The 22,060-nt window shown below is 51.9% G+C and carries 23 protein-coding genes; 8 read left to right on the top strand and 15 right to left on the bottom strand.

Features of this window, described 5'->3' with window-relative positions; translation table 11 throughout:
- Positions 1-44 precede the first annotated feature (44 nt).
- The 6 genes from J3P34_RS00950 to J3P34_RS00930 all read left to right on the top strand — a co-directional run bounded on the left by J3P34_RS00950 (position 45) and on the right by J3P34_RS00930 (position 4,263).
- Positions 45-632, top strand: a complete 588-nt coding sequence (locus J3P34_RS00950; protein ID WP_210486033.1) for a TetR/AcrR family transcriptional regulator — start codon at positions 45-47, stop codon at positions 630-632.
- A 7-nt stretch (positions 633-639) separates the two neighbouring features.
- Positions 640-1,149, top strand: a complete 510-nt coding sequence (locus J3P34_RS00945) for a PaaI family thioesterase (RefSeq protein WP_210486032.1) — start codon at positions 640-642, stop codon at positions 1,147-1,149.
- Positions 1,150-1,162: 13 nt separating this feature from the next.
- Positions 1,163-1,930, top strand: a complete 768-nt coding sequence (locus J3P34_RS00940) for an SDR family oxidoreductase (RefSeq protein WP_210486031.1) — start codon at positions 1,163-1,165, stop codon at positions 1,928-1,930.
- A 100-nt stretch (positions 1,931-2,030) separates the two neighbouring features.
- Complete coding sequence (fabF, locus tag J3P34_RS00935; RefSeq protein WP_210486030.1) at positions 2,031-3,281, top strand: beta-ketoacyl-ACP synthase II; 1,251 nt, start codon at positions 2,031-2,033, stop codon at positions 3,279-3,281.
- 127 nt (positions 3,282-3,408) lie between these two features.
- Positions 3,409-3,555: a hypothetical protein gene (locus J3P34_RS22050; protein WP_246853492.1), complete on the top strand. Its 147-nt coding sequence runs from the start codon at positions 3,409-3,411 to the stop codon at positions 3,553-3,555.
- A 9-nt stretch (positions 3,556-3,564) separates the two neighbouring features.
- On the top strand, positions 3,565-4,263 hold the full coding sequence (locus J3P34_RS00930) for a dienelactone hydrolase family protein (RefSeq protein WP_345890320.1): 699 nt from the start codon (positions 3,565-3,567) through the stop codon (positions 4,261-4,263).
- Positions 4,264-4,408: 145 nt separating this feature from the next.
- On the opposite strand, the gene J3P34_RS22310 is transcribed toward J3P34_RS00930, so the two are convergent.
- Positions 4,409-4,807 carry a hypothetical protein gene (locus J3P34_RS22310; protein ID WP_345890319.1) on the bottom strand — a complete coding sequence of 133 codons (399 nt, stop codon included), beginning with the start codon at positions 4,805-4,807 and terminating at the stop codon, positions 4,409-4,411.
- Positions 4,808-5,185: 378 nt separating this feature from the next.
- Positions 5,186-7,117, bottom strand: coding sequence for a PAS domain-containing sensor histidine kinase (locus tag J3P34_RS00920; protein ID WP_210486028.1), 1,932 nt, complete (start codon positions 7,115-7,117; stop codon positions 5,186-5,188).
- 458 nt (positions 7,118-7,575) lie between these two features.
- On the opposite strand from J3P34_RS00920, the gene mgrA reads away from it, so the two are divergent.
- Positions 7,576-8,565 carry an L-glyceraldehyde 3-phosphate reductase gene (mgrA, locus tag J3P34_RS00915; RefSeq protein WP_210486027.1) on the top strand — a complete coding sequence of 330 codons (990 nt, stop codon included), beginning with the start codon at positions 7,576-7,578 and terminating at the stop codon, positions 8,563-8,565.
- 153 nt (positions 8,566-8,718) lie between these two features.
- Complete coding sequence (locus J3P34_RS00910) at positions 8,719-9,528, top strand: NIPSNAP family protein (RefSeq protein ID WP_210486026.1); 810 nt, start codon at positions 8,719-8,721, stop codon at positions 9,526-9,528.
- 153 nt (positions 9,529-9,681) lie between these two features.
- On the opposite strand, the gene J3P34_RS00905 is transcribed toward J3P34_RS00910, so the two are convergent.
- From J3P34_RS00905 to J3P34_RS00845, 13 genes are all read right to left on the bottom strand, one after another.
- Positions 9,682-10,632, bottom strand: a complete 951-nt coding sequence (locus J3P34_RS00905; protein WP_210486025.1) for a phosphatase PAP2 family protein — start codon at positions 10,630-10,632, stop codon at positions 9,682-9,684.
- A 1-nt stretch (position 10,633) separates the two neighbouring features.
- Positions 10,634-11,254: a sterol desaturase family protein gene (locus tag J3P34_RS00900; RefSeq protein ID WP_210486024.1), complete on the bottom strand. Its 621-nt coding sequence runs from the start codon at positions 11,252-11,254 to the stop codon at positions 10,634-10,636.
- 12 nt (positions 11,255-11,266) lie between these two features.
- On the bottom strand, positions 11,267-11,830 hold the full coding sequence (locus J3P34_RS00895) for a DUF4833 domain-containing protein (protein ID WP_210486023.1): 564 nt from the start codon (positions 11,828-11,830) through the stop codon (positions 11,267-11,269).
- A gap of 13 nt (positions 11,831-11,843) precedes the next feature.
- The gene (locus J3P34_RS00890; protein WP_210486022.1) at positions 11,844-12,578 is read right to left on the bottom strand and encodes a CDP-alcohol phosphatidyltransferase family protein; all 735 of its coding nucleotides are present in this window, start codon (positions 12,576-12,578) and stop codon (positions 11,844-11,846) included.
- Positions 12,579-12,594: 16 nt separating this feature from the next.
- A complete protein-coding gene (locus J3P34_RS00885) occupies positions 12,595-15,198 on the bottom strand; it encodes a DUF5686 and carboxypeptidase-like regulatory domain-containing protein (RefSeq protein WP_210486021.1) in 2,604 nt (867 codons plus the stop codon).
- Entirely contained in the window at positions 15,185-15,556 is a 372-nt protein-coding gene (locus tag J3P34_RS00880; RefSeq protein WP_210465825.1) for a GtrA family protein, read from the bottom strand. The genes J3P34_RS00885 and J3P34_RS00880 overlap by 14 nt, the downstream gene beginning before the upstream one ends.
- Positions 15,557-16,015, bottom strand: a complete 459-nt coding sequence (locus tag J3P34_RS00875) for a phosphatidylglycerophosphatase A family protein (RefSeq protein WP_210486020.1) — start codon at positions 16,013-16,015, stop codon at positions 15,557-15,559.
- A 7-nt stretch (positions 16,016-16,022) separates the two neighbouring features.
- Entirely contained in the window at positions 16,023-17,348 is a 1,326-nt protein-coding gene (locus J3P34_RS00870; protein ID WP_210486019.1) for an inositol-3-phosphate synthase, read from the bottom strand.
- A gap of 25 nt (positions 17,349-17,373) precedes the next feature.
- On the bottom strand, positions 17,374-18,360 hold the full coding sequence (locus tag J3P34_RS00865) for an NAD-dependent epimerase/dehydratase family protein (RefSeq protein WP_210486018.1): 987 nt from the start codon (positions 18,358-18,360) through the stop codon (positions 17,374-17,376).
- Positions 18,357-19,475 carry a GNAT family N-acetyltransferase gene (locus tag J3P34_RS00860; RefSeq protein WP_210486017.1) on the bottom strand — a complete coding sequence of 373 codons (1,119 nt, stop codon included), beginning with the start codon at positions 19,473-19,475 and terminating at the stop codon, positions 18,357-18,359. The genes J3P34_RS00865 and J3P34_RS00860 overlap by 4 nt, the downstream gene beginning before the upstream one ends.
- Positions 19,453-20,694, bottom strand: coding sequence for a serine palmitoyltransferase (gene spt, locus J3P34_RS00855; RefSeq protein WP_210486016.1), 1,242 nt, complete (start codon positions 20,692-20,694; stop codon positions 19,453-19,455). Before spt ends, J3P34_RS00860 begins: the two co-directional genes overlap by 23 nt.
- Positions 20,695-20,865: 171 nt before the next feature.
- A complete protein-coding gene (locus tag J3P34_RS00850; RefSeq protein WP_210486015.1) occupies positions 20,866-21,288 on the bottom strand; it encodes a MarR family winged helix-turn-helix transcriptional regulator in 423 nt (140 codons plus the stop codon).
- A gap of 405 nt (positions 21,289-21,693) precedes the next feature.
- The gene (locus tag J3P34_RS00845; RefSeq protein ID WP_210486014.1) at positions 21,694-21,948 is read right to left on the bottom strand and encodes an acyl carrier protein; all 255 of its coding nucleotides are present in this window, start codon (positions 21,946-21,948) and stop codon (positions 21,694-21,696) included.
- Positions 21,949-22,060 lie beyond the last annotated feature (112 nt).

Genomic DNA, 22,060 nt, shown 5'->3' with positions numbered 1-22,060 from the left:
TTGATACCGATTGGTATAAATTTGCGTCCAGTAGCGCAGAGCGTATGAGCAAGGCAGAGAGAACACGGCAATTTATCATAGAGAAAACAGCCCCTATTTTTAATACCAAAGGGTATGCGGGCACCTCTATCGCTGATCTGACCAATGCCACGGGTTTAACCAAAGGCAGCATCTATGGCAACTTCACAAACAAAGACGAGGTAGCCCTGGCAGCTTTTGATTTCAACCTGCAGCAAGTGCAAACTATTCTGCGGTCTGAAATACAGAAACAGGCTACCGCAAAAGAGAAACTACTGGCCTACGTGCAGGTTTATAGCAATTTTTTAAAGTATCCTTTTCCCGCGGGTGGTTGCCCCATCCTGAACACCGCCATTGAAGCAGATGATACGCACGAAGCGTTAAGGAAAAAGGCTGCTAAGGCTATTAACGACTGGAAGGATAGTATCATTAATGTGGTAAGCCAGGGAGTTGAGCAGCAGGAATTCAGCCCCACGGTAAACCCGGAGCAGGTTGCCCTGACCATCATCGCCATGATTGAAGGGGCCATGATGATTACCAAATTAACCGGCAAAACCAACTTCCGGAACGCCATCATGCAATCCGCTGAAAAATTGATTGAGGATCTTAAGTGATATTTTTTTGACCTTAAAAATACCGATCGGTATTATTTTTATGAAAAACGAACCACTTGCCAAAGAGCAAATCCCCTCGGCAATAGGAGAACCGCTATCAGGGTTAGACTATCTCAAAGCTATTGCAGAGGGCGAAATCCCGTATCCGCCGCTGTTGGAAACCCTGCATTTCAGAGCAGTTTCCATACAGAAAGAGGAGGCCATCTTTGAGTTTCAGCCGCAGGTTTTTCATTACAACTCCATCGGAACAGTGCATGGCGGGGTGATCTCTGCCCTCCTTGATACGGCAATGGGCGCCTCGTTGCACACCATGCTTCCTGCCCACAGCAGCTATACTACCCTGGAGCTTAAAACCAATTTCTTGAAGGCTGTCACATTGGAGAGCGGCGTGGTGCGTGCAGTGGAAAAAATCATTCACAAGGGAAAAACCACCGCCTCCATCCAGGCTCAATTGCTCAATAACAAGGGTAAGGTCTTCGCCCATGGCGTGAGCACCTGTCTTATCATTAACCTTTAACAGATCAATCATTATGAGAACTACCCAGAACACCGTTTTAATTACTGGCGGAAGCGCAGGCATCGGGTTTGAAATTGCCAAGCTGCTCAGCCAATCCGGCAACAAAGTCATCATCACGGGGCGGGATGAAACCCGCCTTCGGCTTGCCCACCAGGCGCTCCCAAATGTGGTGCCTATCCAATCTGATGTGAGTAAGGAGGCAGATGTGCAGGCACTGGTAGACCAGCTAAAGACCGAATTCCCCGAGCTGAACATGGTGATCAATAACGCGGGCCGGGCGCTGGTGTATGATATCACCGAGACTAACGGGGATGCCTACAAGAAAGCCTCCGAAGAAATGCACACCAACTACCTGTCGGTGGTGCGGTTAAACGAGCTGTTGCTGCCGCTTCTGAAAAAACAATCTGAAGCCGCCATTGTGAATGTGTCTTCCATTGTGGCTTTTGTGCCTGGGCAACTGGTGGGGTATTCGGCTAGTAAGGCGGCCTTGCACTCCTATACCCAGGCGCTGCGTATCGCACTGGAAGGTACCTCGGCCATTAAGGTGTTTGAGTTGATGCCGCCCCTGGTGAACACCGAGTTCTCGCAGGCAATTGGCGGGCACTTGGGTATCTCACCCGCCGCAGTGGCCCAGGATTTACTTCAAGCCATGGAGCAGGACCGCTTTGAAATAAGGGTGGGAGATACCGAGAAAATCTATCAACTCTACCTCTCCTCACCTGAAAGTGCCCTCCAAGCCATGAATAACAGCAGAAAGCTGTCTCAGCCTGCCGTCAACTAAGCATTCTCACCCATCCACCTAAAAAGGATATTGATGCTTTGCCTAAGGCAGGCAGAACTGCATCAGAGATCAATCACCCTTACACCAATTGAGGTAAAACATGAAGCGAGTAGTAGTTACAGGCCTGGGGGCGGTCACCCCTTTGGGAAATTCTGTGCAGGAGTTCTGGGCAAACCTGTTGGCCGGTAAAAGCGGGGCCGGACCCATCACCAGGTTTGATGCGGCTAAGTTCAAGACCCGGTTTGCCTGCGAGGTAAAAGGGTTTGAGGCCGAGGCCTTCCTGGAGAAAAAGGAAAGCAGGAAATATGATTTGTTTACCCAGTATGCCATTGCCGCCAGCGACGAGGCTATTCTGGATGCCGGGCTGGATTTCACAAAAATGCCCCGGGAGCAGCGGCACGAAGTGGGGGTGATCTGGGGATCGGGCAACGGGGGCATTGGTACGTTTGAGGAACAGCTTCAAGGGTACCACACCGGCGACGGTATGCCCCGGTTCAATCCCTTCTTCATCCCCAAGATGATTGTTGATATCGCCGCCGGTGTTATTTCCATCCGGCACCAACTGTACGGACCTAATTACTGCACGGTATCGGCCTGCGCTTCCTCCAATACGGCCATCATCAACGCATTTGACACCATCCGGATGGGCAAGGCCACGATCATGATTGCCGGAGGATCAGAGGCCGCCATCACCGCCTCCAGTGTAGGAGGCTTCAGCGCGGCACAGGCTTTGTCTAAGCGGAATGATGACCCTGCCACCGCCTCCCGTCCATTTGACCAGGACAGAGATGGATTTGTGGTGGGCGAAGGGGCCGGGGCCCTGGTATTGGAGGAATGGGAACACGCCGTCCGGAGAAACGCGCCTATTTATGCCGAACTAGTGGGGGGTGGCATGGCCGGTGATGCCTATCATTTAACCGGCACCTCACCCGACGGATTAGGGGCAGTTCTGGGGATGGAGCGGGCGTTGAAAGATGCCCAGATTAGGCCCGAGCAGATAGATTACATCAACGCCCACGCTACCTCTACCGGCATTGGCGACCTGAGTGAGTTGCAGGGCATCAAGACCGTCTTTGGGGATCGACGGGTAGCCATCAGCGCCACAAAGTCTATGACGGGCCATTTGCTGGGGGCGGCAGGTGCCATTGAAAGCATCATCTGTGTGCTCTCGGTGAAACATGATGTAATCCCGCCTACCATCAACACGCAGCAGGTAGATGAACAGGTTCCGGCTGGTTTAAACCTGGTTTTGGGGGAGGCAGTGTCGCAGAAAGTTGCGTACGCCCTCAACAATACCTTTGGCTTTGGGGGCCATACGGCCAGCTCTATTTTCAAGAAATACGCGGAGTAAGGCAGGCTTGATTGACTCCGTTTGTTTAGGACCTATTTTCTCAGAAATTGGCTCGAAACAAATGGTTGTGCTCTATCCATGGTTTACTGTACCCGGTTTTGTATCTTCCTAGAAACAAACCTAACCTATGGACCAGCGCATCATCAACCTTTTTGACGAGTACACCCACGCTCCGCTTACCCGCAAAGAGTTTCTCACCAGACTGGCCAAGCTGACGGGCAGCCTTACGTTGGCCATGTCGCTGTTGCCCATGCTGGAGAACAACTATGCCTAGGCCGCTACCGTGGATGACAAAGACCTCCTCCCTGAAGAAATCACCTATCCCGGGGCCGAGGGAGTGACCATGAGGGGTTTCCAGGTGCAGCCGAAAGGCAAGAAGAAGCTGGGCACGGTGATGGTGATCCATGAGAACCGGGGCCTGAATCCGCACATCAGGGATGTAACCATGCGGGTGGCGCAGGCTGGGTACCTGGCCCTGGCCCCGGACGCGTTATCGCCGCACGGAGGTACCCCCGCCAACGAGGACGAGGCCCGTGCTCTGTTCTCCAAACTGGATACCCAGCAAAACCTCACCAATTTCCTGAAAGGGCTGGAGTACCTGCAGAAACATAAAAATGGCAATGGAAAAACCGGGGCTGTGGGCTTCTGCTGGGGCGGCGCTCTAGTGGGGCAGTTGGCCGTGCACTCTCCGGAACTGGATGCTGCGGTAGCCTACTACGGCCGTCAGCCGGAGGCCGTGGATGTACCTAAGATCAAAGCGGAGATGTTGCTGCACTACGGCGGACTGGACGAACGGGTGAATGCGGGAATCCCGGCGTTTGAGCAGGCCCTGAAAGCCGCCAACGTGAAGTATCAACTGTACGTGTACGAGGGTGCTAACCACGCCTTCAACAACAACACCTCGCCGGCCCGCTACAACGAGGCGGCCGCTAAACTCGCCTGGGACCGTACGCTGGAGCTGTTCAATCGAAGGCTAAAATAGATCTATAGAATTCCTTCCAACAAAGAAAAGGGCGAAGCAGTAATCATCTGCTTCGCCCTTTTCTTTGTTGGGTTTTAAGTCTGTAAAACTCTAAAGTAGAGTAAACCAGAAGGGTTCGTTTAGCAAATAAACCAGAGTAATTCAATCAGCTTTTCTTCCCTAAATCATAGTTGAACCCGATGGAGAGGGAATGAAGCGCCTTTTCTCCCCAGCCTTGTCCCCAATAATGGTCAAAAGTACGGCTGGTTAGGTTTCTTCTGAAAAGAAGGAAATCTGCTTTGCCGCTGAAACGTCTCCATATTCTGTAATTGAACCCAAATCCGGCCATGGCAAACACATCCATACCTTCATCCTGCACATCAAACTCAGTGGAAGTTTCATTGTTTACCGTCCGTTTTCTGTAATACCTGGTGGTACCGTAGGCAGGCATGACCGAGGCTGTCACGTAAATGGGTAAGCTCTTGTTGGCATTGATTAGGATGAGTTTGCTTGTTAGCAGCAAGGCAATTACATGGGTGCGGGATTTGTCTTCATCTTCTGCCATCTCCCCACTTATAAGCTTGCTTGGTGGAAATTTATAATGATATCCACTTCCTCCATAAGCAATGCCGCCCTCCATAATTACCCTTTTGTTCACCCTGTATCCTAAATGGACGCTTTTGGGAACAAAACTGGCATGCTGTAACAACGAGGGATTTTTTGGATGGTCATAAAAGAGATAGTACATGGTGAGGGGGAGCCCTACACCTATGTAGAATTTGTAATTCTTTGTTTTGGCAGAGTCAACTTCCTGGGCAGATAAGTTTAGTCCAGAAAGGAATAGCCATACTACTCCCATGTACTTGGTGTACTTCTTCATAGTTTTTCCTTGTATTATTTAATATTGGATAGATTATGAAGTAAGTACGCCAGTTATAGTATTTTATTGTTTGAAATAAACCTTAAAAGTTGAGCCTTGGCCTTCTTCGCTTTCCACGGTGATGTGGTCGCCGGAATTGTCTAGGATCTTTTTGACCAGGTACAAGCCTACGCCGGTACCCTCCACGTGGTCATGCACCCGCTTAAACATCCCAAAGATCTTGGTGAACTGACTAGGCGGAATACCCAATCCGTTGTCTGACACCGACAGCACGTGCTCGCCGGTTTCTGAGAAATAGGTCCTGATGGTAACCTGCGGTGTTTTCTTAGGGTCTGCGTATTTAATGGCGTTAGAAACCAGGTTGTGCAGAATGCTGCGCAGGTTCTTGCGCGAGTAATGCAAATGGTCAAAGGCCAGGTCATCGGCGGTGATCTGAGCGTTGGTGGATTTAATCAGTTGGCGGAGGTTCTCTTTCACCTCGGCAACCAAGCCCTGGATCTGAACGCTCTCTGATTGCTGCTTACCCAGTTGCAGCCTGGTGACATCGGCCAGGTCAGAAATCACTTTTTTGAGGGTACCAATGGAACCCTGCATGAGCGAAATAATCTGGCTGTGGTTCTCCACCTCAGAACCCAAATCTTCCTGCAGCGCGGTCAACAGGCCTTCCAGATTGGCGATAGGGGACTTCAGGTCATGGGAGGCGGAATACACAAAGTTGTCCAGGTCATTGTTGATTCTCACCAGGTCCTTGTTTTTCTGCATCAGCTCTTCATTGCGGCGGCGCTCGGTCAGGTCACGGGTGATTTTGGCGTAACCCAGCAATCGTTTCTCTGAGTTGAAAATAGGCGTGAGCACCACGTTGGCCCAGAAAGCAGTACCATCTTTCCTGATGCGCCAGCCTTCGTCCTCAAACCGGCCGTTCTGCAGGGCCTGGGTTAACTCAAATTTAGGAAAGCCGTTTTCAATGGCCTCGCGGGTGTAGAACGTGGAGAAATGCTTGCCAATGATCTCGTCTGGTTTGTAGCCTTTGATGCGCTCAGCCCCCGTATTCCAGCTCATGATGATTCCTTCGGTGTTGAGCATGAGAATGGCGTAGTCCTGCACGCTGTCTATTAACAGGCGGGTTTTTTCCTCAGACTCCAGCAAATCGGCGTGCGTCTGGAAAAGTTGCTGTTCCAATTGTTTCTTCTCGGTGAGGTCGCGGGTGATTTTTGAGAAGCCCAGAAGCTCTTTCTTGCTGTTGTAAATGGCCGTGATGATCACGTTGGCCCAGAACGCCGAGCCATCTTTGCGGTAGCGCCAGCCTTCATCCTCAAAGCGGCCGTGCTCGCGTGCCATCTTCAGCTCATACGCCGGAAAACCCTCCTCTAAAGCTTGCCGCGAGTAGAACTTCCCGAAATACTTCCCGATGATCTCCTGCGCATTGTAGCCCTTGATTTTCTGCGCGCCCTGGTTCCAGGTGGCCACGTGCCCGGCGGGGTTCAGCATGAAAATAGCGTAGTCTGCTACACCTTCCACCAGCAGGCGGTATCTTTCCTCACTGTTTTTAAGTTCTTCGTAGACCCTGAACAAATCATCCTCGGCTTTTTTCCTTTCGGTTAAATCACGGGTGATTTTGGAAAAACCCAGAAGTTCCTTGTCCTGGTTGTAGATAGGCGAGATGATGACGTTGGCCCAAAAGGCAAGCCCGTCTTTACGGAAGCGCCAGCCCTCGTCCTCAAACTTACCCATGCGCAAAGCCTCCTTCAACTCATTCGCCGGGTATTCCCGGTCTTTTGCCTCCTGGGAATAAAATATGGAAAAATGCTGCCCAATAATCTCTTCGGGTTCATATTGTTTCAAGGCCTTCGCTCCGGTATTCCAGGTGGTCACGTGCCCGGTGGGGTCAAGGAGGAAAATTGCATAATCTGTGATGCTCTCCACCAATAATCGGTAGATGTCATCATTTGTGTTTTGCGGGAAGACAGGGGAGGCAAGCTCTGTTTCTGGGTTCATAAAAGTTGTTGGGGGCCTAAAATTTGGGTTTCGTGATCTATCCGCGGTTTGTGGTAGGTGTAAAACTAAACATTAGAAATTTTAAAACCTTATCATTTCTCAGTTGTTGTAGTTTAGGAGAAAACCTAGATTCTTTCTCATTCCTTTGTAGGTATAATCTTATTGTTACGCAGCTTTCCCTTAGAAGTTCGTACCCATGCCCGTACTTAGGATTTTTCAGTTTTTTTCTGGGCATGAAGTCTGGCCTATAAACGGGCTAATTTAAGGTAGCCTCGGCTGATAACGTGAGCCCCCTGGGCGTTGGTTACCTGATTTGTTTTAGGGCTGTTTTTAGGAAAACAGGCCGAATTGGGTGTGCCTGGGAAAAGCAGCGGGCAATTAGCCCCAGGTGAGGCGCCGCGGCCTTGGCGGATACATGGAGAAACTGTATTTTACAGCCGTTAACAACGAAACCAACCATGTCTTATACACCTTCGGACCAGCGCTACCAGGCGATGGAGTACCGCCGCTGCGGCAAGAGCGGCCTTAAATTGCCCGCGCTTTCTCTGGGCCTCTGGCACAACTTCGGGCACGTGGATGTGCTGCAGAACTCCCGCCAGATACTGCATGATGCCTTTGACGCCGGCGTCACCCACTTTGACCTGGCCAACAATTACGGCCCGCCTCCCGGCTCCGCCGAGGAGAACTTCGGGAAGATCCTGCACGAGGATTTCCGGGGCTACCGCGATGAACTCATCATCTCTTCCAAGGCCGGCTATAAGATGTGGGAGGGGCCGTACGGCGAGTGGGGTTCCCGCAAATACCTCATCTCCAGCCTGGACCAGAGCCTGAAACGCATGAAGTTGGACTACGTGGACATCTTCTACAGCCACCGCCCGGACCCCAACACTCCGCTGGAGGAGACCATGGGCGCGCTGGATTCCATTGTACGACAAGGCAAGGCGCTGTACGTGGGCATCTCTAACTACGAAACCCCGGAGGCCACCCGCGCCATCCAGATTCTGAAGGAATTGGGCACACCCTGCCTCATCCATCAGCCTAAGTACTCCATGTTTGTGCGCTGGGTAGAAGAAAGCCTGCTGGACCTGCTGGAGCAGGAGGGAGTGGGCTGTATCCCGTTCTCGCCGCTGGCCCAGGGCTTGCTCACAAACAAATACCTCAAAGGCATTCCCGAGAACTCCCGCGCCGCCAAACCGCACGGTTTCCTGCAGAAGGGCGACATCACAGAGGCACGTCTGAACCAGATTAGGCAGTTGAATGAACTGGCGGAGGGCCGCGGTCAGTCGCTGGCGCAGATGGCGTTGGCCTGGCTTCTGAAAGACCCGCGGGTAACTTCGGTTCTGATTGGCGCCAGCACCCCGGCCCAGCTCGCCGATTCGCTCAAGTGCATGCAAAATACCCAGTTCTCGCAAGATGAGCTGTCCCGGATTGAAACCATCCTTCAATAAGTTTTTCCAGGTTTTAGGCTCGTTTTCTCAAAAGCAGGCGTAAAGCAACTAGACCTGTGAGGTTTCAGAATCCTCACAGGTCTTTATATGACCGGGCAAAACAGAAATCCCGGACACTTAAGATTGTACATCTCTTTACAAGAAATCTACCTTATGAAGCACACCCTTCCAAAGAGCAAATTCCTTTTCCTACTGGTGGCCCTTGTGAGCCTGGCCTTACCATATAGAGCTGCTGCCGCCCCTAAACAGGAATTCTACCAACTCAAGATCTACCACCTCAAAGACCAGCAGCAGGAAGACCGCCTGGATAAATTCCTGAAAGACGCCTATCTGCCTGCCCTGCACCGGGCTGGCGTAGCCAAAGTGGGGGTGTTCAAACCCGCCGCAGACCAAGCCAATCCCTCGGCGGCGTCCGCCGAGAAACTGGTGTATGTCTTCATTCCGTTCAAGGCTGCGGACCAGGTGTTTAAAGTGGAGGAGAAACTGAAGAAGGATAAAACCTACGCCACCGCGGGGCAGGAGTACCTGGAGGCGGCGTTCAACAACCCGGTGTACCAGCGCATAGAAGTGGTTTTGATGCAGGCCTTCACCGGAATGCCCCTTTTCTCGGCGCCCAAGCTGAACGGCACGCCCGCGAACCGCATCTATGAACTGCGCAGCTACGAAGCCGCCACCGAGAAACTGCACGAGAACAAAGTGGCTATGTTCAACAACGGCGAGATGGAGATTTTCAGCCGTCTGGGCTTCAACCCGGTGTTCTACGCGCAAGTGAAGGCCGGCAGCAAAATGCCCAACCTCATGTACATGACCTCGTTTGACAACATCGCCTCACGTGAGGAAAAGTGGAAAGCCTTTGGGGCCGACCCTGCCTGGAAAAAGATGGTCTCCGCGCCAGAGTACGCGAACAACTTCCTCCGCGCCGATATCTACCTTCTGCACCCTACTGCATACTCAGAAATCTAAGTTTTCCCTGCGTTTTCTGTCTTTTCGTTTCAGAGGCATTTTCAGGAAAACAGGCCCAAAACAGAGAGGCCTTCTCCAACATCTGGGGAAGGCCTCTCTGTTTTTTAGGGTGATTTCTGTAAAACAGCCCTTAAAAGAAGAAGTGCTTACTGCCTATTCAATGGCTTTGATAAACCGCTGCACAGCCCGGTAAGTGGGGCCTTTCCTGGCCATGAGGTACTGGAAAAGGAAGATGCCCGTGCAGGAGCAGAGAATCCCGAAGAGCACATCCAGGATGTAGTGGTGTGAGGTGTAGACCGCCGCAAACCAAATGCCCACCATGATGGTCGCGAAGATGAAGTTGACGCTTTTCAGCCGGGTTTTGATACCGTAGAACACCACGATCAAAGGGTACGCGGAGTGCAGCGATGGCATGGCTGCAAATACGTTGGAGCCTTTGGCGTACATGCCCCGGAACAGGTCTATCCCGAAGTAGGCATCAAAGCGGGCCAGGCCGGCCATGTTGCCCGGGGTTTTGGGGATGAACTCAAACCCATGCAGCTGCACGTACCAAGGCGGCGCGGCCGGGTAAAGGTAGTAGGCCACAAAGCCCAGCAGGTTCACCAGCAGAAAGGTGAGCGAGAAATAGGTGAACTGCGTCCGGTCTCTGAAGAATAGAAACGCCGCAAAACCCATAGGCACCGGTACCCAGCACAGGTAAAACACGCCAGATAGCACATCCAGCACGGTGTGGTGGTGCTGGGCCCAATACTCATTCGGCGTGAGCCGCACGCTGCCGGAGACCATCCCGAAGAGGGCTTTCTCGGCTTCGTACAGGTCCTGGATATGCACCTGGTTGAACCAGTAGTTGGGGAAGGCCTTCATGTAATCATACAAGACCCAGAAGACCATAAAAATGGTGAAGCCCACCGCAAACTTGCGGGTAATGGGTGAGAGGTAGTATAAAGAAGTAAACAGGGCCACCAACAGCAACTGGTCAGTCTTGAACCCGATGAGTACATAAGAGAGCAGCAGGTAGGCCAGGGAGATGGCCGTGATCCAGAGGGTTGCTTTAAGGGGTACGCTGGTGTCTTTTCTGTTTTCTACCGTGGAAGTAGTACGCATGTTATTTTTTGATAAAATCAGAGCCAAATACCTTGTCCCACAGGGCCGAGCTTACGCCGTAACCGCGGGTGGCATCTGAGTAATGGTGCAGCATGTGGTGCTTCTTCAGCTTTTTCCAGAACTCACTTTTGAAATTGAAATGGTGCAGCGCGTAGTGCGAAATGTCATACACCAGGTAGCCGGTCAAGAAGGCGGCGAAGAAAGCGTGGAGCGGACCGCCGCTCAGAAACAACCGGAAGAAAAGGTACAGAATGGTGGCCATGGGAATACTGGCCGAAGGTGGCATCACCAGGCGTTTGGCATCATTGGGGTAGTCATGGTGCACGCCATGGAAGATGAAGTGCAGCCGCAACGCCCAGGGCGCCTTGGGCACGAAGTGAAACACGAACCGGTGCAACAGGTACTCAGACAAGGTCCAGACCACCAGCCCCACCGCGTAATAACCTATAAAGGAGAGGAGGGGAAGGTTTTGCCGGAACAGGGCATCATAGATGAGGAAGCAGATCACCGGCACGTAGATGTACAGCGGCACCGTGAAATGCACCTTGGAGAGGGCTTCCATCCAGTCGGCCTTGAACATGCGGGTAGATTCAGTGGAGTTGGAGACATAGTTCTTTTTCATAAAACCGAAAAATTATGGTTTGAACCGTTCTACAATTTCTTTTCCGGTGGCGGTTTCCCGCCCTTTAAACTCAGCATAGACTACATTCGGCACCCAGAAGGAACCACCCTCAATCCGCACAAACACCCGGTCCAGGACCGCCTGTTTCTTGTTGACGGGGGCGTACACATGGAACCTGCCATCAGGGCCCTTCTGTAAGGTAAACGCGCGCTTGCCATAAGCGACAAAATTGAGTTCGTATTTGTCGGCGCTTATTTTACGTACGTTCAGGCCGTAGGCAAACTTGCGCTGAATGAAGTTGAGGTCCTGTCTGTTCCCGCCATCGGCGTACCTGATCCAGTAGATTTTCACCGGCTCAGCCTCCACTAAACCTCCTTTACTATCCAGGTTCAGCTCGTACACAATGGTGTTGGTGTTGGGGTCGCGCTGCACGTAGAACAGCATGTTGGCGATGCCTTTGGGCGTAGGCAGCTCCTGACCCTTGTTGGTTTTAAGCGTTTCCTGCGAAAACGCCGGTAAAACGCTGGTGCCCACCAAGACCATCAAAGCCAAAAAGTAAAAGAGGAGTCTTTCCATTTCCTATCAACACCTATTTCCCAGACAAGTTCTCTTTCTCTATCAGTGCCTTTTTCGCGTCCAGTAATCTGTTGAAAGCCGTGATGTTGGTCATGACCGCCAGCACCGCTAGCGGAAACGTAAACACTGACATGGTCTCAAACACCTGCACTTGGGTACCCGGGAACATGACCCGGTAGTTCCCGCCTATCCAGGTGGCCAGTACCCCACACAGGATACTGGAGAGCCCGATCAGTACCACCCGCTCCGGCCTTTGCATGAGACCGCCCTTGCATTCCACTCCCAGCCCCTCGGCCCGGGCCCGGGTGTAACTCACCATCATAGAGCCTATCATGGCCACGAAAGCCAGGAGCGAACTCAGGAAATAATGGTGCGCCACCAAATAGTAGCAGATGCCCAGGAACATGATCAGCTCTGAGTACCGGTCTACCACCGAGTCAAACAGGGCACCGTACGGAGAGCTCATCTTCCCGATGCGGGCTACCTGGCCGTCCAGCATGTCAAACAACCCGGCGAACAGAATGAGGAAACCGGCCCAGCCCACGTAGCTCAGGTCGCCACGGTTGCCTTTCTCGCCGCCCAGGATAAAGATCACCGCCACGCCAATGTTCAGCATAAAACCGGTGATGGTAACGGTGTTGGGGGTGAACCCCAGGGAGATGATAAACTTTACAAACGGATTTATAATCTTGTAGATGCCCTGTTGCAGGGCGTCTCTGGTGGTGCTTTTAGGCAGGGTACTCTCCATGCTTTCTCCTTGATTCTTAGAAATCGAACTTAAAACGGCCTCTGATGCCTATCTCAGAAACATCTGGGTGGTTAAGGTAAGACAAACGTTTCACCACGTCTACCCTGAAGAACTTAAACAGATTGCCCACGCCCACGCTGGCCTCCACGTAAGGTTTTTTGTCCAGCGTGTAGGTGATGGGCAGCCCGGTGGCATAGGCCGGGAAGGCCAGCAGGTCTTTGTTGTTGGCCGGGTTGTTTTCTTCCCGCACCTTGCCATACAGCACTTTCACAGTGGCAAACTCACGTAGCTTGGTCTTTCTTACCAAAGGCAGTTTGTTGAAGATGAAGCCATTGAAACAATGGTCAATGTTGATGCTGGCGTACTGGTCACTCACAAACTCCAGGAAGTTCATGAGGTTGTAAGATTGGATCTGGTACGAGTACGTCTGGTTAGCCCGGTGAATGGCCAGCAACGGAAACGGCACCTGCCCGAAGATGTAGCCGCCCTCGGTGATCACGTCTGAGTACCCAAACTGCGAAAGGTAGAAGCGTTTGGTGATGTTCAGGGTGAGGCTCTGGTAATCATAGTCACCGTTGAAGAGGCCTTTTACCCCGGCGGCCGCCCGCAAGGTGAAAATAGGGTAGCGGTTCACGATAGGGTAGCGGTAGAGTTTGCCCTGGGCGAAGTTCTCATTGGGTGCCCAGCGCAGCTCCAGCCTCACCTCAGAGGTGGTGATGTTGTCTACTATCTCTTTCTCCGTGCCGGGGTTGCCTTCGGTAGGAGGGGCGTAATTGGCCTTGTAGTACTCTAAGCTGCCAGCCGGGGTCTGCTCCCAGTTCTTGAACCCCACCCTGACAGACATGTGGTTTCTGAACTCGTGCAGGTAGTCCACGTTGTAGGTCTCATTGTAGAGCCATTTGTCATTGGTACCGCGCTTGAAAGAAAGCAGGAAATTGTCTTCCTGCACAAACTGCAGGTCTTGCCCCGGGATTTTGGTGTCTTTTTGGTAATTCACCCGTAAAGCGCGCACCGGAAACTCAAAGATGGAGCGGTCTGTGAGTGAGTAGGTGCCACCCAGAAAATACTTCCATTGCTTGTCTTTGAACCCGTAGGCGGCGTAGGTCTCAAACATCATCTTCTTGCTGAAGGTGGTGGTGGTTCTACCCCCGGCCCGCAGCCTGAAGCCCTCTACCGGGTTGAAGCTGTAGAACGTGTTCACCGGCCCGATCTCAAAGTTTGGACCCGCCTGCTTGTAGCCCGCAATGAACATGGTGGCAATATCCAGGGTCCGTTTGAAGGACCGGGTGTTCCTGAGTGAGTCAATGCTCTGGTAGGTGTTGGCCTCTGAGAGAGAAAGGGCGTCATGGCGGTTGGCGACCCAGAACTCATCATCGTGGCGCTCGGCAGACTCGGTTTTGGTCAGGGATTCGCCTTCGTAGAAGCTTTCTGGTCTGGGCTGGTTTACCCTAAAGTCGCGGAAAGAAACAGTTCGCTCGCCGTAAACGCCGCCTTTGCTGTTCTGCGTGGCCGCAAACTGAGACCGGAATACGCTTTTGCTCAAATTGTAGCGTCCGTTGGCCAGGCGGTTGAAATCAAGGTTGATGTGCAGGTCGCGCACCCAGTTGATGTTCACTTTCTTGCCCACCTCCATGTCTACCTTCTGCACGGCGTAGTTGCCGTCCATGGTCACGTACAGCTTGCCGGTGAACAGGAAATCTGTCTCGTTCTTGGGGCTGAAGGAAAGCTCAGTGAGTTTCTGACCGTCTACCACCACGGTATCGGTGATGTAGAAACGGTAGAACGTAGGCGCCAGGTCAGCGATAGGGCTCAGGAACTGGTTTGTGAGGATATTGATGTTGTTCTTGTAGATGTCAATGTCCTGGTACATGTGCTTCACGTAGGCATTGACCACCACAAACTCCCCGAAATCCACCTTCTTCTCGGCCTGGACAATAGTCTTTCTCTTTTCGGGGTCTTTTCGGTAAAACTGCTGCGAAATAGACTCCTGCAGGTACAACGGAAGAACGGCGGTGCCCTCCAGTTTGGAGGTGTCTATGTTCTTCATGATGAAGTCGTACTTCTTGAAGAGGATGTTGCTTTTAAGTTTCTCCGGCGAGTTGCTCAGGGCCAGCTGCAGCTTATCATACTGCTGGTACTGCACGTAGTCATAGCTCTCCAGGCGGTTCTTGTCTTTGTTGTCCACCACCAACCTGATGAGGTCCACCGCCGGGTTGTTTTTGTTGCTGTAGTTGCGGCTGCGGCCTTTGATAACTACTTCTTTCAGCCTTTTTGACTCACTTTCCAGTTTCACGTTCAAAACCTTGCTCTCACCCGGGGCAATTTCCACGGTCTTGGTTTTGTAGCCCAGGTAGGTGAACTGGATTCTGGTGACTACCTGGTTTGTTCTGAGGGAAAAGTTTCCCTCCACATCGGAGCTGGTGCCCTGCGTGGTGCCGGGCAGAAATATAGACACACCTATCAAGGGCTCGTTGGTAACGGCGTCTTTGATGGTTCCTTTGATAACTGTAGGGGCACTCTGGGCTTGAACAGCGTTGAAATTTACTCCAATAGCTAGAAAGGCTAAGCAGTAAACCAGTATATGTAAAGTGCTGACATATACATTCTTATTTGAATACATATCTCTTTTGTTGAATATAATTGTAAGAAAAACCTACCAGCAGCGAGACGAAGACCTTGGAAAAGATGTAGTTCAGGCCCAGGTAATGGGTGAAGGCAAATACCCCTGAGGCATTGAGAATCAGGCTTCCGTTCCAAACAATAAAGTATTTGGTGGCTTGGGTAGGTAAGTTTTTGTGGGTGGCATGAAATACCCAGGTTCTACTGATGGTGAAATGCGTGATTCCGCCAGCCATAGTACCCAGAACGGTAGCGCCTACATACCAGAGTCCTAAGAGTTCAACGGCGATGATGGTCACCAGAAAATCGGTGCCCGAGGCAATAAGGGAAGCCGCTTGGGACTTCAGAAAGGTGAGCATTTAGAAAAGGTCGAAGTACAAGCAAATTTGCAAGATCACGTTAGCGTATATTCCGGAAACCACATCGTCCAGCATCACTCCCCATCCTCCGGCTAACTTCTCTGTTCTTCTTATATAGAAGGGTTTCACAATGTCAAAAAAACGGAACAAGACCAGGGCCGCCAACACATAGGGTACCGTCACCGGTAAAAACAGCAGGCTGATGCACATGCCCGCCACCTCGTCTATGACTACTTTTTTGTCGTCTTTGCCCCAATAGGGTTCCACTTCATTGGCAGACCAGACGCCCAACGCCGTGATCAGGAACGTGACGATGGCTTGCCAGAGAACAAGCCCATCTCCACCGCTTGACCAGAGATACCAGCAAAGGCAGGTGGCCACTGCGGCCACGGTACCTCCGCCTTTACCTACGTACCCTATGCCCAGGCTGGTGGAAATGAGTTTGTGCAGTTGAATCATACAGTTATTACAGCGCTTCTACCAGGTCCTGGTAATAGTCCAGACCCAGGTGGGTGATCAAATCCTCGCCCATCATGTGGCGAAGAGTATTCTGCAGTTTCATCAACTGCTTGAAAATGTCATGCTCCGGAGCAAGTCCCTCGGCGGTCTGCGGGGATTTGTAGTAGAAGCTCAGCCATTCCTGGATGCCAGACATACCGGCTCTTTGCGCCAGATCCGTGAACAGGGCCAGGTCAAGTACCAAAGGCGCTGCCAAAATAGAGTCACGGCACAGGAAGTTGATCTTGATCTGCATCTGGTAACCCAACCATCCGAAGATATCGATGTTATCCCAGCTCTCTTTGTTGTCACCGTGCGGCGGGTAGTAGTTGATGCGCACCTTGTGGTACATGTCTCCGTACAGCTCAGGGTTAGACTCGGGGCGGAATATCTCGTCCAGCACGCTCAGCTTGGAGACCTCTTTGGTCTTGAAGTTCTCAGGAGCGTCCAGCACGTAACCATCGCGGTTACCCAGGATGTTAGAGGAGAACCAGCCTTTCACGCCCAAAGCACGAGCGTGCAGACCAGGCGCCAGGATGGTTTTCATCAGTGTTTGACCAGTCTTGAAGTCCTTACCAGAGATAGCGATGCCGTTCTCCTTGGCCAGCTCTACAATGGCGGGAATGTCCACTGTCAGGTTAGGGGCGCCGTTCGCGAAAGGTACGCCCATTTTGATGGCGGCATACGCGTAGATCATGCTCGGCGCGATAGCCGGGTCGTTGTTGCGCAAACCTTCCTCAAAAGCAGCCACGGATTGGTGTACCTCAGACTCCTCGATGTAGATCTCAGTAGATCCGCACCATACCATCACCAGCCGGTCACAGTTGTTTGTTTCTTTGAAGTTGCGGATATCTTCCATCAGCATCTCGGCCAGCTCCATCTTGTCGGCGCCCTCTTTCACGTGGGTACCGTCCAGGTTACGGGCATAAGCCTTGTCGAACACCGCTTTCATAGGTTTCAGGGCTTCCAGCTCTGGTTTGATGGCGTGCAGCAGCATCGGCTCCAGCACTTTGGCGGTTACTGCCGCTTCAAACACGTTATCGGCGTACACGTCCCATCCCCCGAACACGATGTTCTCCAGGTCAGTTAATGGTACAAATTCTTTGATAAGGGGGAAACGGTCATCGGTGCGTTTACCCAACCGGATGCGGCCCATCTGGGTGAGGGAACCCACTGGCTGCGAAAATCCTTTCTTGATTGATTCAACTCCGGCAATGAGGGTAGTTGCTACAGCTCCTAACCCTGGCATCAAAATACCTAACCGGCCATCGGCGTTCTTAACTTGGTAATCCATAGTTCTTATTAAGGTAATCAATTGTTTATAACCACTTATTCTCCTTATACCACCTGATGGTATGCGAAAGCCCTTTTTCAAGGTCATACTCAGGGGTATAGTGTAAGTCTCTTTGAAGGCGCTTGATGCTGCAGTTCCAGTTCTCAGCCACCAGTTCGCCTAGCTTTTCCCGGTTCAAGGCCGGGGTTTTTTGGCCGGCCATCTTCTCAGACAGCGTAGCCATGATTTTTACCAGCCCCAAGGGAAGATGGAACCTGAAGGCTTTCTTCCGGAGGGCTTTTTTGGTGAGGTCTGCCAGCGCGTACCGGTCATAGCTTTTCCCATCTGACACATTGAAGGTGGCGTGGGTCACTTCTGAGGTCAAAGCCTGCAGCACCACTCTGGCCAGATCCTTTACATACACAAAGCTCAATTTTTGGCTTATTTTCCCTATATAAGGGTCTAACCCCTTGCTGATGGTAGAGAACAGGATGAAAATGTCTTTCTCTCGGGGCCCGTACACGGCGGTAGGCCGCAAGACCACCAAGGGCAGGTTCTCTATCTGAGCCAGGTACTTCTCGGCGAGCAGCTTGCTGCGGCCGTAGTTCGTGACCGGTTGGGCGTTGCTTTCCTCGGTGATGGGTTGGGCCTGTTTGTAGGAAACCGGCCCCAAAGCCGCCAGGCTGCTGAGGAAGACAAACTTCTTCAGCGGGATAGCGGCTTGCGCCGCGGCCAATGCCAGGTTGCGTGTGTACTCGGCGTTCACCGTGTTGTACTCCTTGGCATCCTTTGCCTTGGTGATGCCCGCCGCGTGGATGATGTAGGTGTACTGCTTTTCCTCCAGTTCTTTCTGCAAACCAGTCACGCTGGTGAAATCAAGTTGGGTGTACTGAATGGGGAATGAGCACAGGTGGTCAATCTCGCTGGAGGGACGCACGGCCGCATAGACGTCTAGTCCTGCGTTCACCGCTGCCTCCACCAGATGATAGCCCACAAAGCCACTGGCGCCCGTGATCAGTACTCGTTCCTTCATATCGCCTTTTGGTAGATGCGGTATTTCTTGTAGGGTTTGGCGTCCATGTTCAGGAGACCCTGGTTCATGAGGGTATTGTTCTCCAGAATCCAGGAGGCCTCGGCCACTTTCATTTTCTTCTTCTTGAACTCCTCCATGGCATGGCCGTAGAAGCAGGCCTCAATGCCCAGTTTGCGGTAACCTTCCAGCACACCCAGGGCGATGATGCGCAGGCCGTTTATCTTCTTCTTTTGGAAAAGTAGCTTGAAAATGCCCGTGGGCAGCAGGCGGCCTCTCTTCACGTTGATCAATATCTGGTTGATGTCCGGCACTGAGAGCGAGAAACCCACAATCTCGCCGTCATGCTCGGCCACCATGCAGAAGTCAGGGTCCAGGATCATTTTCATGTCTTTGGCCATGTGGTCAAATTCCTGCGGGGTCATCGGCACGAACCCCAGGTTCTGGTCCCAGGCTTTGTTGTACACTTCCCGTATCCTGGAGACCTCTTCCTTGAAGTTCTTCAGGTTGATTTTCCTGATCTTGATTCCTTTCCGTTGCAGCCGTTCCTCCAGCACCTTCGTCATCCTGAAAGGGCGCTCGTTGTAGCCTTGGGTGAATTGGTAGGCGATGAGGTCTACTTTCTTATTCAGGCCCGCGTTTTCCAGCAACCTCAGGTAATAGGGCTTGTTGTAGGTCATCATGACCACCGGCGGAGAGTCAAAGCCTTCCACCAGCATGCCACAGGTCTCGTTCGTGGACGGGTTCACCGGGCCTATCATGGTCTGGGCACCCTGGGCTTTAAGCCACCTGGCCGCCTCTGAGAACAACAGGTTGGCTACCTCCTGGTTGTCTATGCAGTCAAAGAACCCGAAAAAGCCGTCATTCTCCTGGTTCGTCTGGTTATGGTTTCGGTTAAGCACGGCGGCAATGCGACCCACGATCTTGCTTCCGTCATAGGCCAGGAAAGGCTGCACGGCGGAGTGGTCATGGAAAGGGTGCTTACCGGGGGTAAGCAAGTCCCACTGGCCCAGGAACAGCTCCGGCACGTAATTAGGATCGCCTTTGAAAAGCTCGTGCGGAAAGTCTATAAAGGCTTTGAGCAGACTCTTTGAGTTAACGGGCAGTACTTGCCACATACACTTCTTGCTTTAAGTTGATCTCAAGTTCCTTGAAGGCCTCGGTTAGTTTGCTTACGGCTTCCTCAATCTGGGCAAAGGTATGTGTCGCCATCACACTCAAGCGGATGAGGGTGGAGTCTGCTGGCACGGCCGGGGCCACCACCGGGTTCACGAAGATCCCTTTGTCCTGCAGGGCTTTGGTCACCATAAACGTCTTGTAGTTGTCCCGCACATAGATGGGGATGATGGGTGACTCGGTAGGACCCAGTTCAAAGCCTTCTTCCTGCAGCAGTTTGGTCATGTAGCGGGTGTTGGCCCAGAGGCGTTCCATCCACTCAGGCTCGGTCTCGATGATGTCCAGGGCCGCAATGGTGCTGGCCACGGAGGCCGGCGACATACTGGCGCTGAAGATAAGCGAGCGGGCGTGGTGTTTCAGGTACAGAATGGTTTCATGGTCGGCAGCGATGAATCCGCCCAGCGAGGCCAGGGATTTACTGAACGTGCCCATGATGAGATCCACCTGGTCAGTGAGTCCGAAGTGGGAGGCCGTGCCGGCGCCTTTTTCGCCAATCACCCCCAGGCTGTGGGCGTCATCCACCATAATGCTGCCGCCGTAGCGCTGGGCAATGGACACCAACTCCGGAAGCTTCACAATGTCACCTTCCATGCTGAAGATGCCGTCCACCACAATCAGTTTAATGGCATCGGCGGGCAGGCGGCTGATTTTCTTCTCCAGGTCCTCCATGTCATTGTGTTTGTACTTGAGCACTTTGGAGAAGGAGAGGCGGCTGCCGTCTATAATAGAAGCATGGTTGAACTCGTCCAGGAGGATATAGTCATTGCGGCCGGTTAAGCTGGAAACCACCCCCAGGTTTACCTGGAAACCGGTGCTGAACACCAGGGCGGCCTCTTTGCCCACGAAGGAAGCCAGCCTGCGCTCCAGTTCCAGGTGGATGTCCAGGGTGCCGTTCAAAAACCGGGAGCCTGCGCAGCCGGTGCCATAGTCATCAATGGCTTTCTTGGCGGCTTCTTTTATTTTAGGGTGATTGGTGAGGCCCAGGTACGCATTGGACCCAAACATCAATACTTTCTTCCCTTCTATGATTACCTCAGTGTCCTGGGCAGATTCAATGGACCTGAAATATGGATAAGCGCCTGACTCCCTGGCTTTCTCTCCGGCTTTCTCAGGAGCACCCTTCTCCCGGTTCGCCAGCTTCTCGCTTAATTTTTTTGTCATATCAATTGACATTTACTAGTCTTATAATGGCCGCACGTGCAGGTTTTCTCAATTATTGGCTTCTTGACAGCAACATGGGGGAGGTGGATTCTTGTGTCTGTAGGGTAGTTGACCGGGTCAACTATTTATTTTGTAAGTAGTTGAGTTTATCAACTAAATATATAAAAATTTTTAAACTTTATTCCTAAAGTGCAACGCTACTTTCACAAAAGTGTCCACTTCTTCTTTGGCCAGGCCGTCTTGCAGTTTTGTATTGATTCTGTGCTCTATCTGCAGGGCCTGTTTCAGGAGGGCTTTACCCAGCACGGTGAGGTGTAAGGTCTTTTTCCTTCTGTCACAGGTATCACCGGTTCTCTCCACCAGGTTCTTCTCTTCCAGGGCCGCAATCACCCGCAGTACCGCCGATTTGTCAATCTTCACAATGTCAGCGAGGTCTTGCTGGATGAGTTTGTTGCCTTTAGACAAAACATTCAGGAAGATGAAATGCTGGTAAGTGAGATCAAGGTTGGCGGACTCAAACTCTTTCTCTACCGCTTTCCCCAGCACAAGGCCGGTTCTGGCGATAAGTAAACCAAGATGTGACGCCTCGTTCATTTCTTTCCCTTATTAACTGAGGCAAATTTGGGGATAATAGTTGATGATGTCAACTATTATTTGGTATCCTAAACGATAGCGCCGAAAAGCCAGAAATGTGGTTCACAGGAATATACAGTCATTTTATTCTTCTTCCGGATTACCTTTTGTTGCCCCTGAACCTCAGGCTTTTGCTGCTTTTCGTTCTGTGTGTGCTGCCTGGTTTGAAAACAGGATAGTAAGCTGCCAAAGGCAGGACTAAAGCAATGGCTAAGGTCTTGTTTTGCACCTCTTTTTCAGAAATGAGTCCCTAAACGGAAGCCGGTTCTTACTTATAAAAAACACCGCAAAGCTAGGAGCGTTTATTGGCTGGTTTTGGGAAAACAGGGGAGAAACGCCCCTAGCCTTGCGGTGCCTGGGGTATGCTTAGTTGAGGTTCTTGGTGTGGCTGGAAACGAAATCCACGAAGTCTCTCAGGGTATTGAGCGGGAGTTCATCGGGAATATCTATCTGGAAGCTTTTCTCCAGTTCCCAGATGACGCTGACCAGGTCTACGGTGTCAAAACCGAATTCCTTGCTGAGGTCAGAAGAGGTACGGAGCCTGGAAGGCCGGATTCTCTTTACGTCATTGATGATTTCTACCACCTTCTGGGTAACGGAGGGTGCTGCTAGGGATATCATATAAGTAGGGTAAACGTGTTCTATAGTAAGTCTTTTAAACGAATGGAAGTAAACCACCGGTTTTTGGCCTGTTTTCTCAGAAACCGGAGCTTTCCGCCCAAAGGTTTTCAAG

It is taken from the genome of Rufibacter aurantiacus (assembly GCF_017916345.1).
GTDB lineage: Bacteria > Bacteroidota > Bacteroidia > Cytophagales > Hymenobacteraceae > Nibribacter > Nibribacter roseolus.
Note: the sequence above shows the minus strand (reverse complement) of the source record. Positions and strands in the feature narration are given on the sequence as shown.

What these genes read in the sequence shown, in the direction of transcription:
- J3P34_RS00865 (WP_210486018.1), bottom strand. Translation starts at nt 18,360, where the DNA reads ATGAAGGAACGAGTACTGATCACGGGCGCCAGTGGCTTTGTGGGCTAT.
- J3P34_RS00845 (WP_210486014.1), bottom strand. Translation starts at nt 21,948, where the DNA reads ATGATATCCCTAGCAGCACCCTCCGTTACCCAGAAGGTGGTAGAAATC.
- J3P34_RS00870 (WP_210486019.1), bottom strand. Translation starts at nt 17,348, where the DNA reads ATGGATTACCAAGTTAAGAACGCCGATGGCCGGTTAGGTATTTTGATG.
- J3P34_RS00890 (WP_210486022.1), bottom strand. Translation starts at nt 12,578, where the DNA reads ATGGAGAGTACCCTGCCTAAAAGCACCACCAGAGACGCCCTGCAACAG.
- J3P34_RS22310 (WP_345890319.1), bottom strand. Translation starts at nt 4,807, where the DNA reads ATGGCAGAAGATGAAGACAAATCCCGCACCCATGTAATTGCCTTGCTG.
- J3P34_RS00860 (WP_210486017.1), bottom strand. Translation starts at nt 19,475, where the DNA reads ATGTGGCAAGTACTGCCCGTTAACTCAAAGAGTCTGCTCAAAGCCTTT.
- J3P34_RS00950 (WP_210486033.1), top strand. Translation starts at nt 45, where the DNA reads ATGAGCAAGGCAGAGAGAACACGGCAATTTATCATAGAGAAAACAGCC.
- J3P34_RS00885 (WP_210486021.1), bottom strand. Translation starts at nt 15,198, where the DNA reads ATGTATTCAAATAAGAATGTATATGTCAGCACTTTACATATACTGGTT.
- J3P34_RS00895 (WP_210486023.1), bottom strand. Translation starts at nt 11,830, where the DNA reads ATGGAAAGACTCCTCTTTTACTTTTTGGCTTTGATGGTCTTGGTGGGC.
- J3P34_RS00900 (WP_210486024.1), bottom strand. Translation starts at nt 11,254, where the DNA reads ATGAAAAAGAACTATGTCTCCAACTCCACTGAATCTACCCGCATGTTC.
- spt (WP_210486016.1), bottom strand. Translation starts at nt 20,694, where the DNA reads ATGACAAAAAAATTAAGCGAGAAGCTGGCGAACCGGGAGAAGGGTGCT.
- J3P34_RS00905 (WP_210486025.1), bottom strand. Translation starts at nt 10,632, where the DNA reads ATGCGTACTACTTCCACGGTAGAAAACAGAAAAGACACCAGCGTACCC.
- J3P34_RS00880 (WP_210465825.1), bottom strand. Translation starts at nt 15,556, where the DNA reads ATGCTCACCTTTCTGAAGTCCCAAGCGGCTTCCCTTATTGCCTCGGGC.
- fabF (WP_210486030.1), top strand. Translation starts at nt 2,031, where the DNA reads ATGAAGCGAGTAGTAGTTACAGGCCTGGGGGCGGTCACCCCTTTGGGA.
- J3P34_RS00940 (WP_210486031.1), top strand. Translation starts at nt 1,163, where the DNA reads ATGAGAACTACCCAGAACACCGTTTTAATTACTGGCGGAAGCGCAGGC.
- J3P34_RS22050 (WP_246853492.1), top strand. Translation starts at nt 3,409, where the DNA reads ATGGACCAGCGCATCATCAACCTTTTTGACGAGTACACCCACGCTCCG.
- J3P34_RS00850 (WP_210486015.1), bottom strand. Translation starts at nt 21,288, where the DNA reads ATGAACGAGGCGTCACATCTTGGTTTACTTATCGCCAGAACCGGCCTT.
- J3P34_RS00875 (WP_210486020.1), bottom strand. Translation starts at nt 16,015, where the DNA reads ATGATTCAACTGCACAAACTCATTTCCACCAGCCTGGGCATAGGGTAC.
- J3P34_RS00910 (WP_210486026.1), top strand. Translation starts at nt 8,719, where the DNA reads ATGAAGCACACCCTTCCAAAGAGCAAATTCCTTTTCCTACTGGTGGCC.
- J3P34_RS00920 (WP_210486028.1), bottom strand. Translation starts at nt 7,117, where the DNA reads ATGAACCCAGAAACAGAGCTTGCCTCCCCTGTCTTCCCGCAAAACACA.
- mgrA (WP_210486027.1), top strand. Translation starts at nt 7,576, where the DNA reads ATGTCTTATACACCTTCGGACCAGCGCTACCAGGCGATGGAGTACCGC.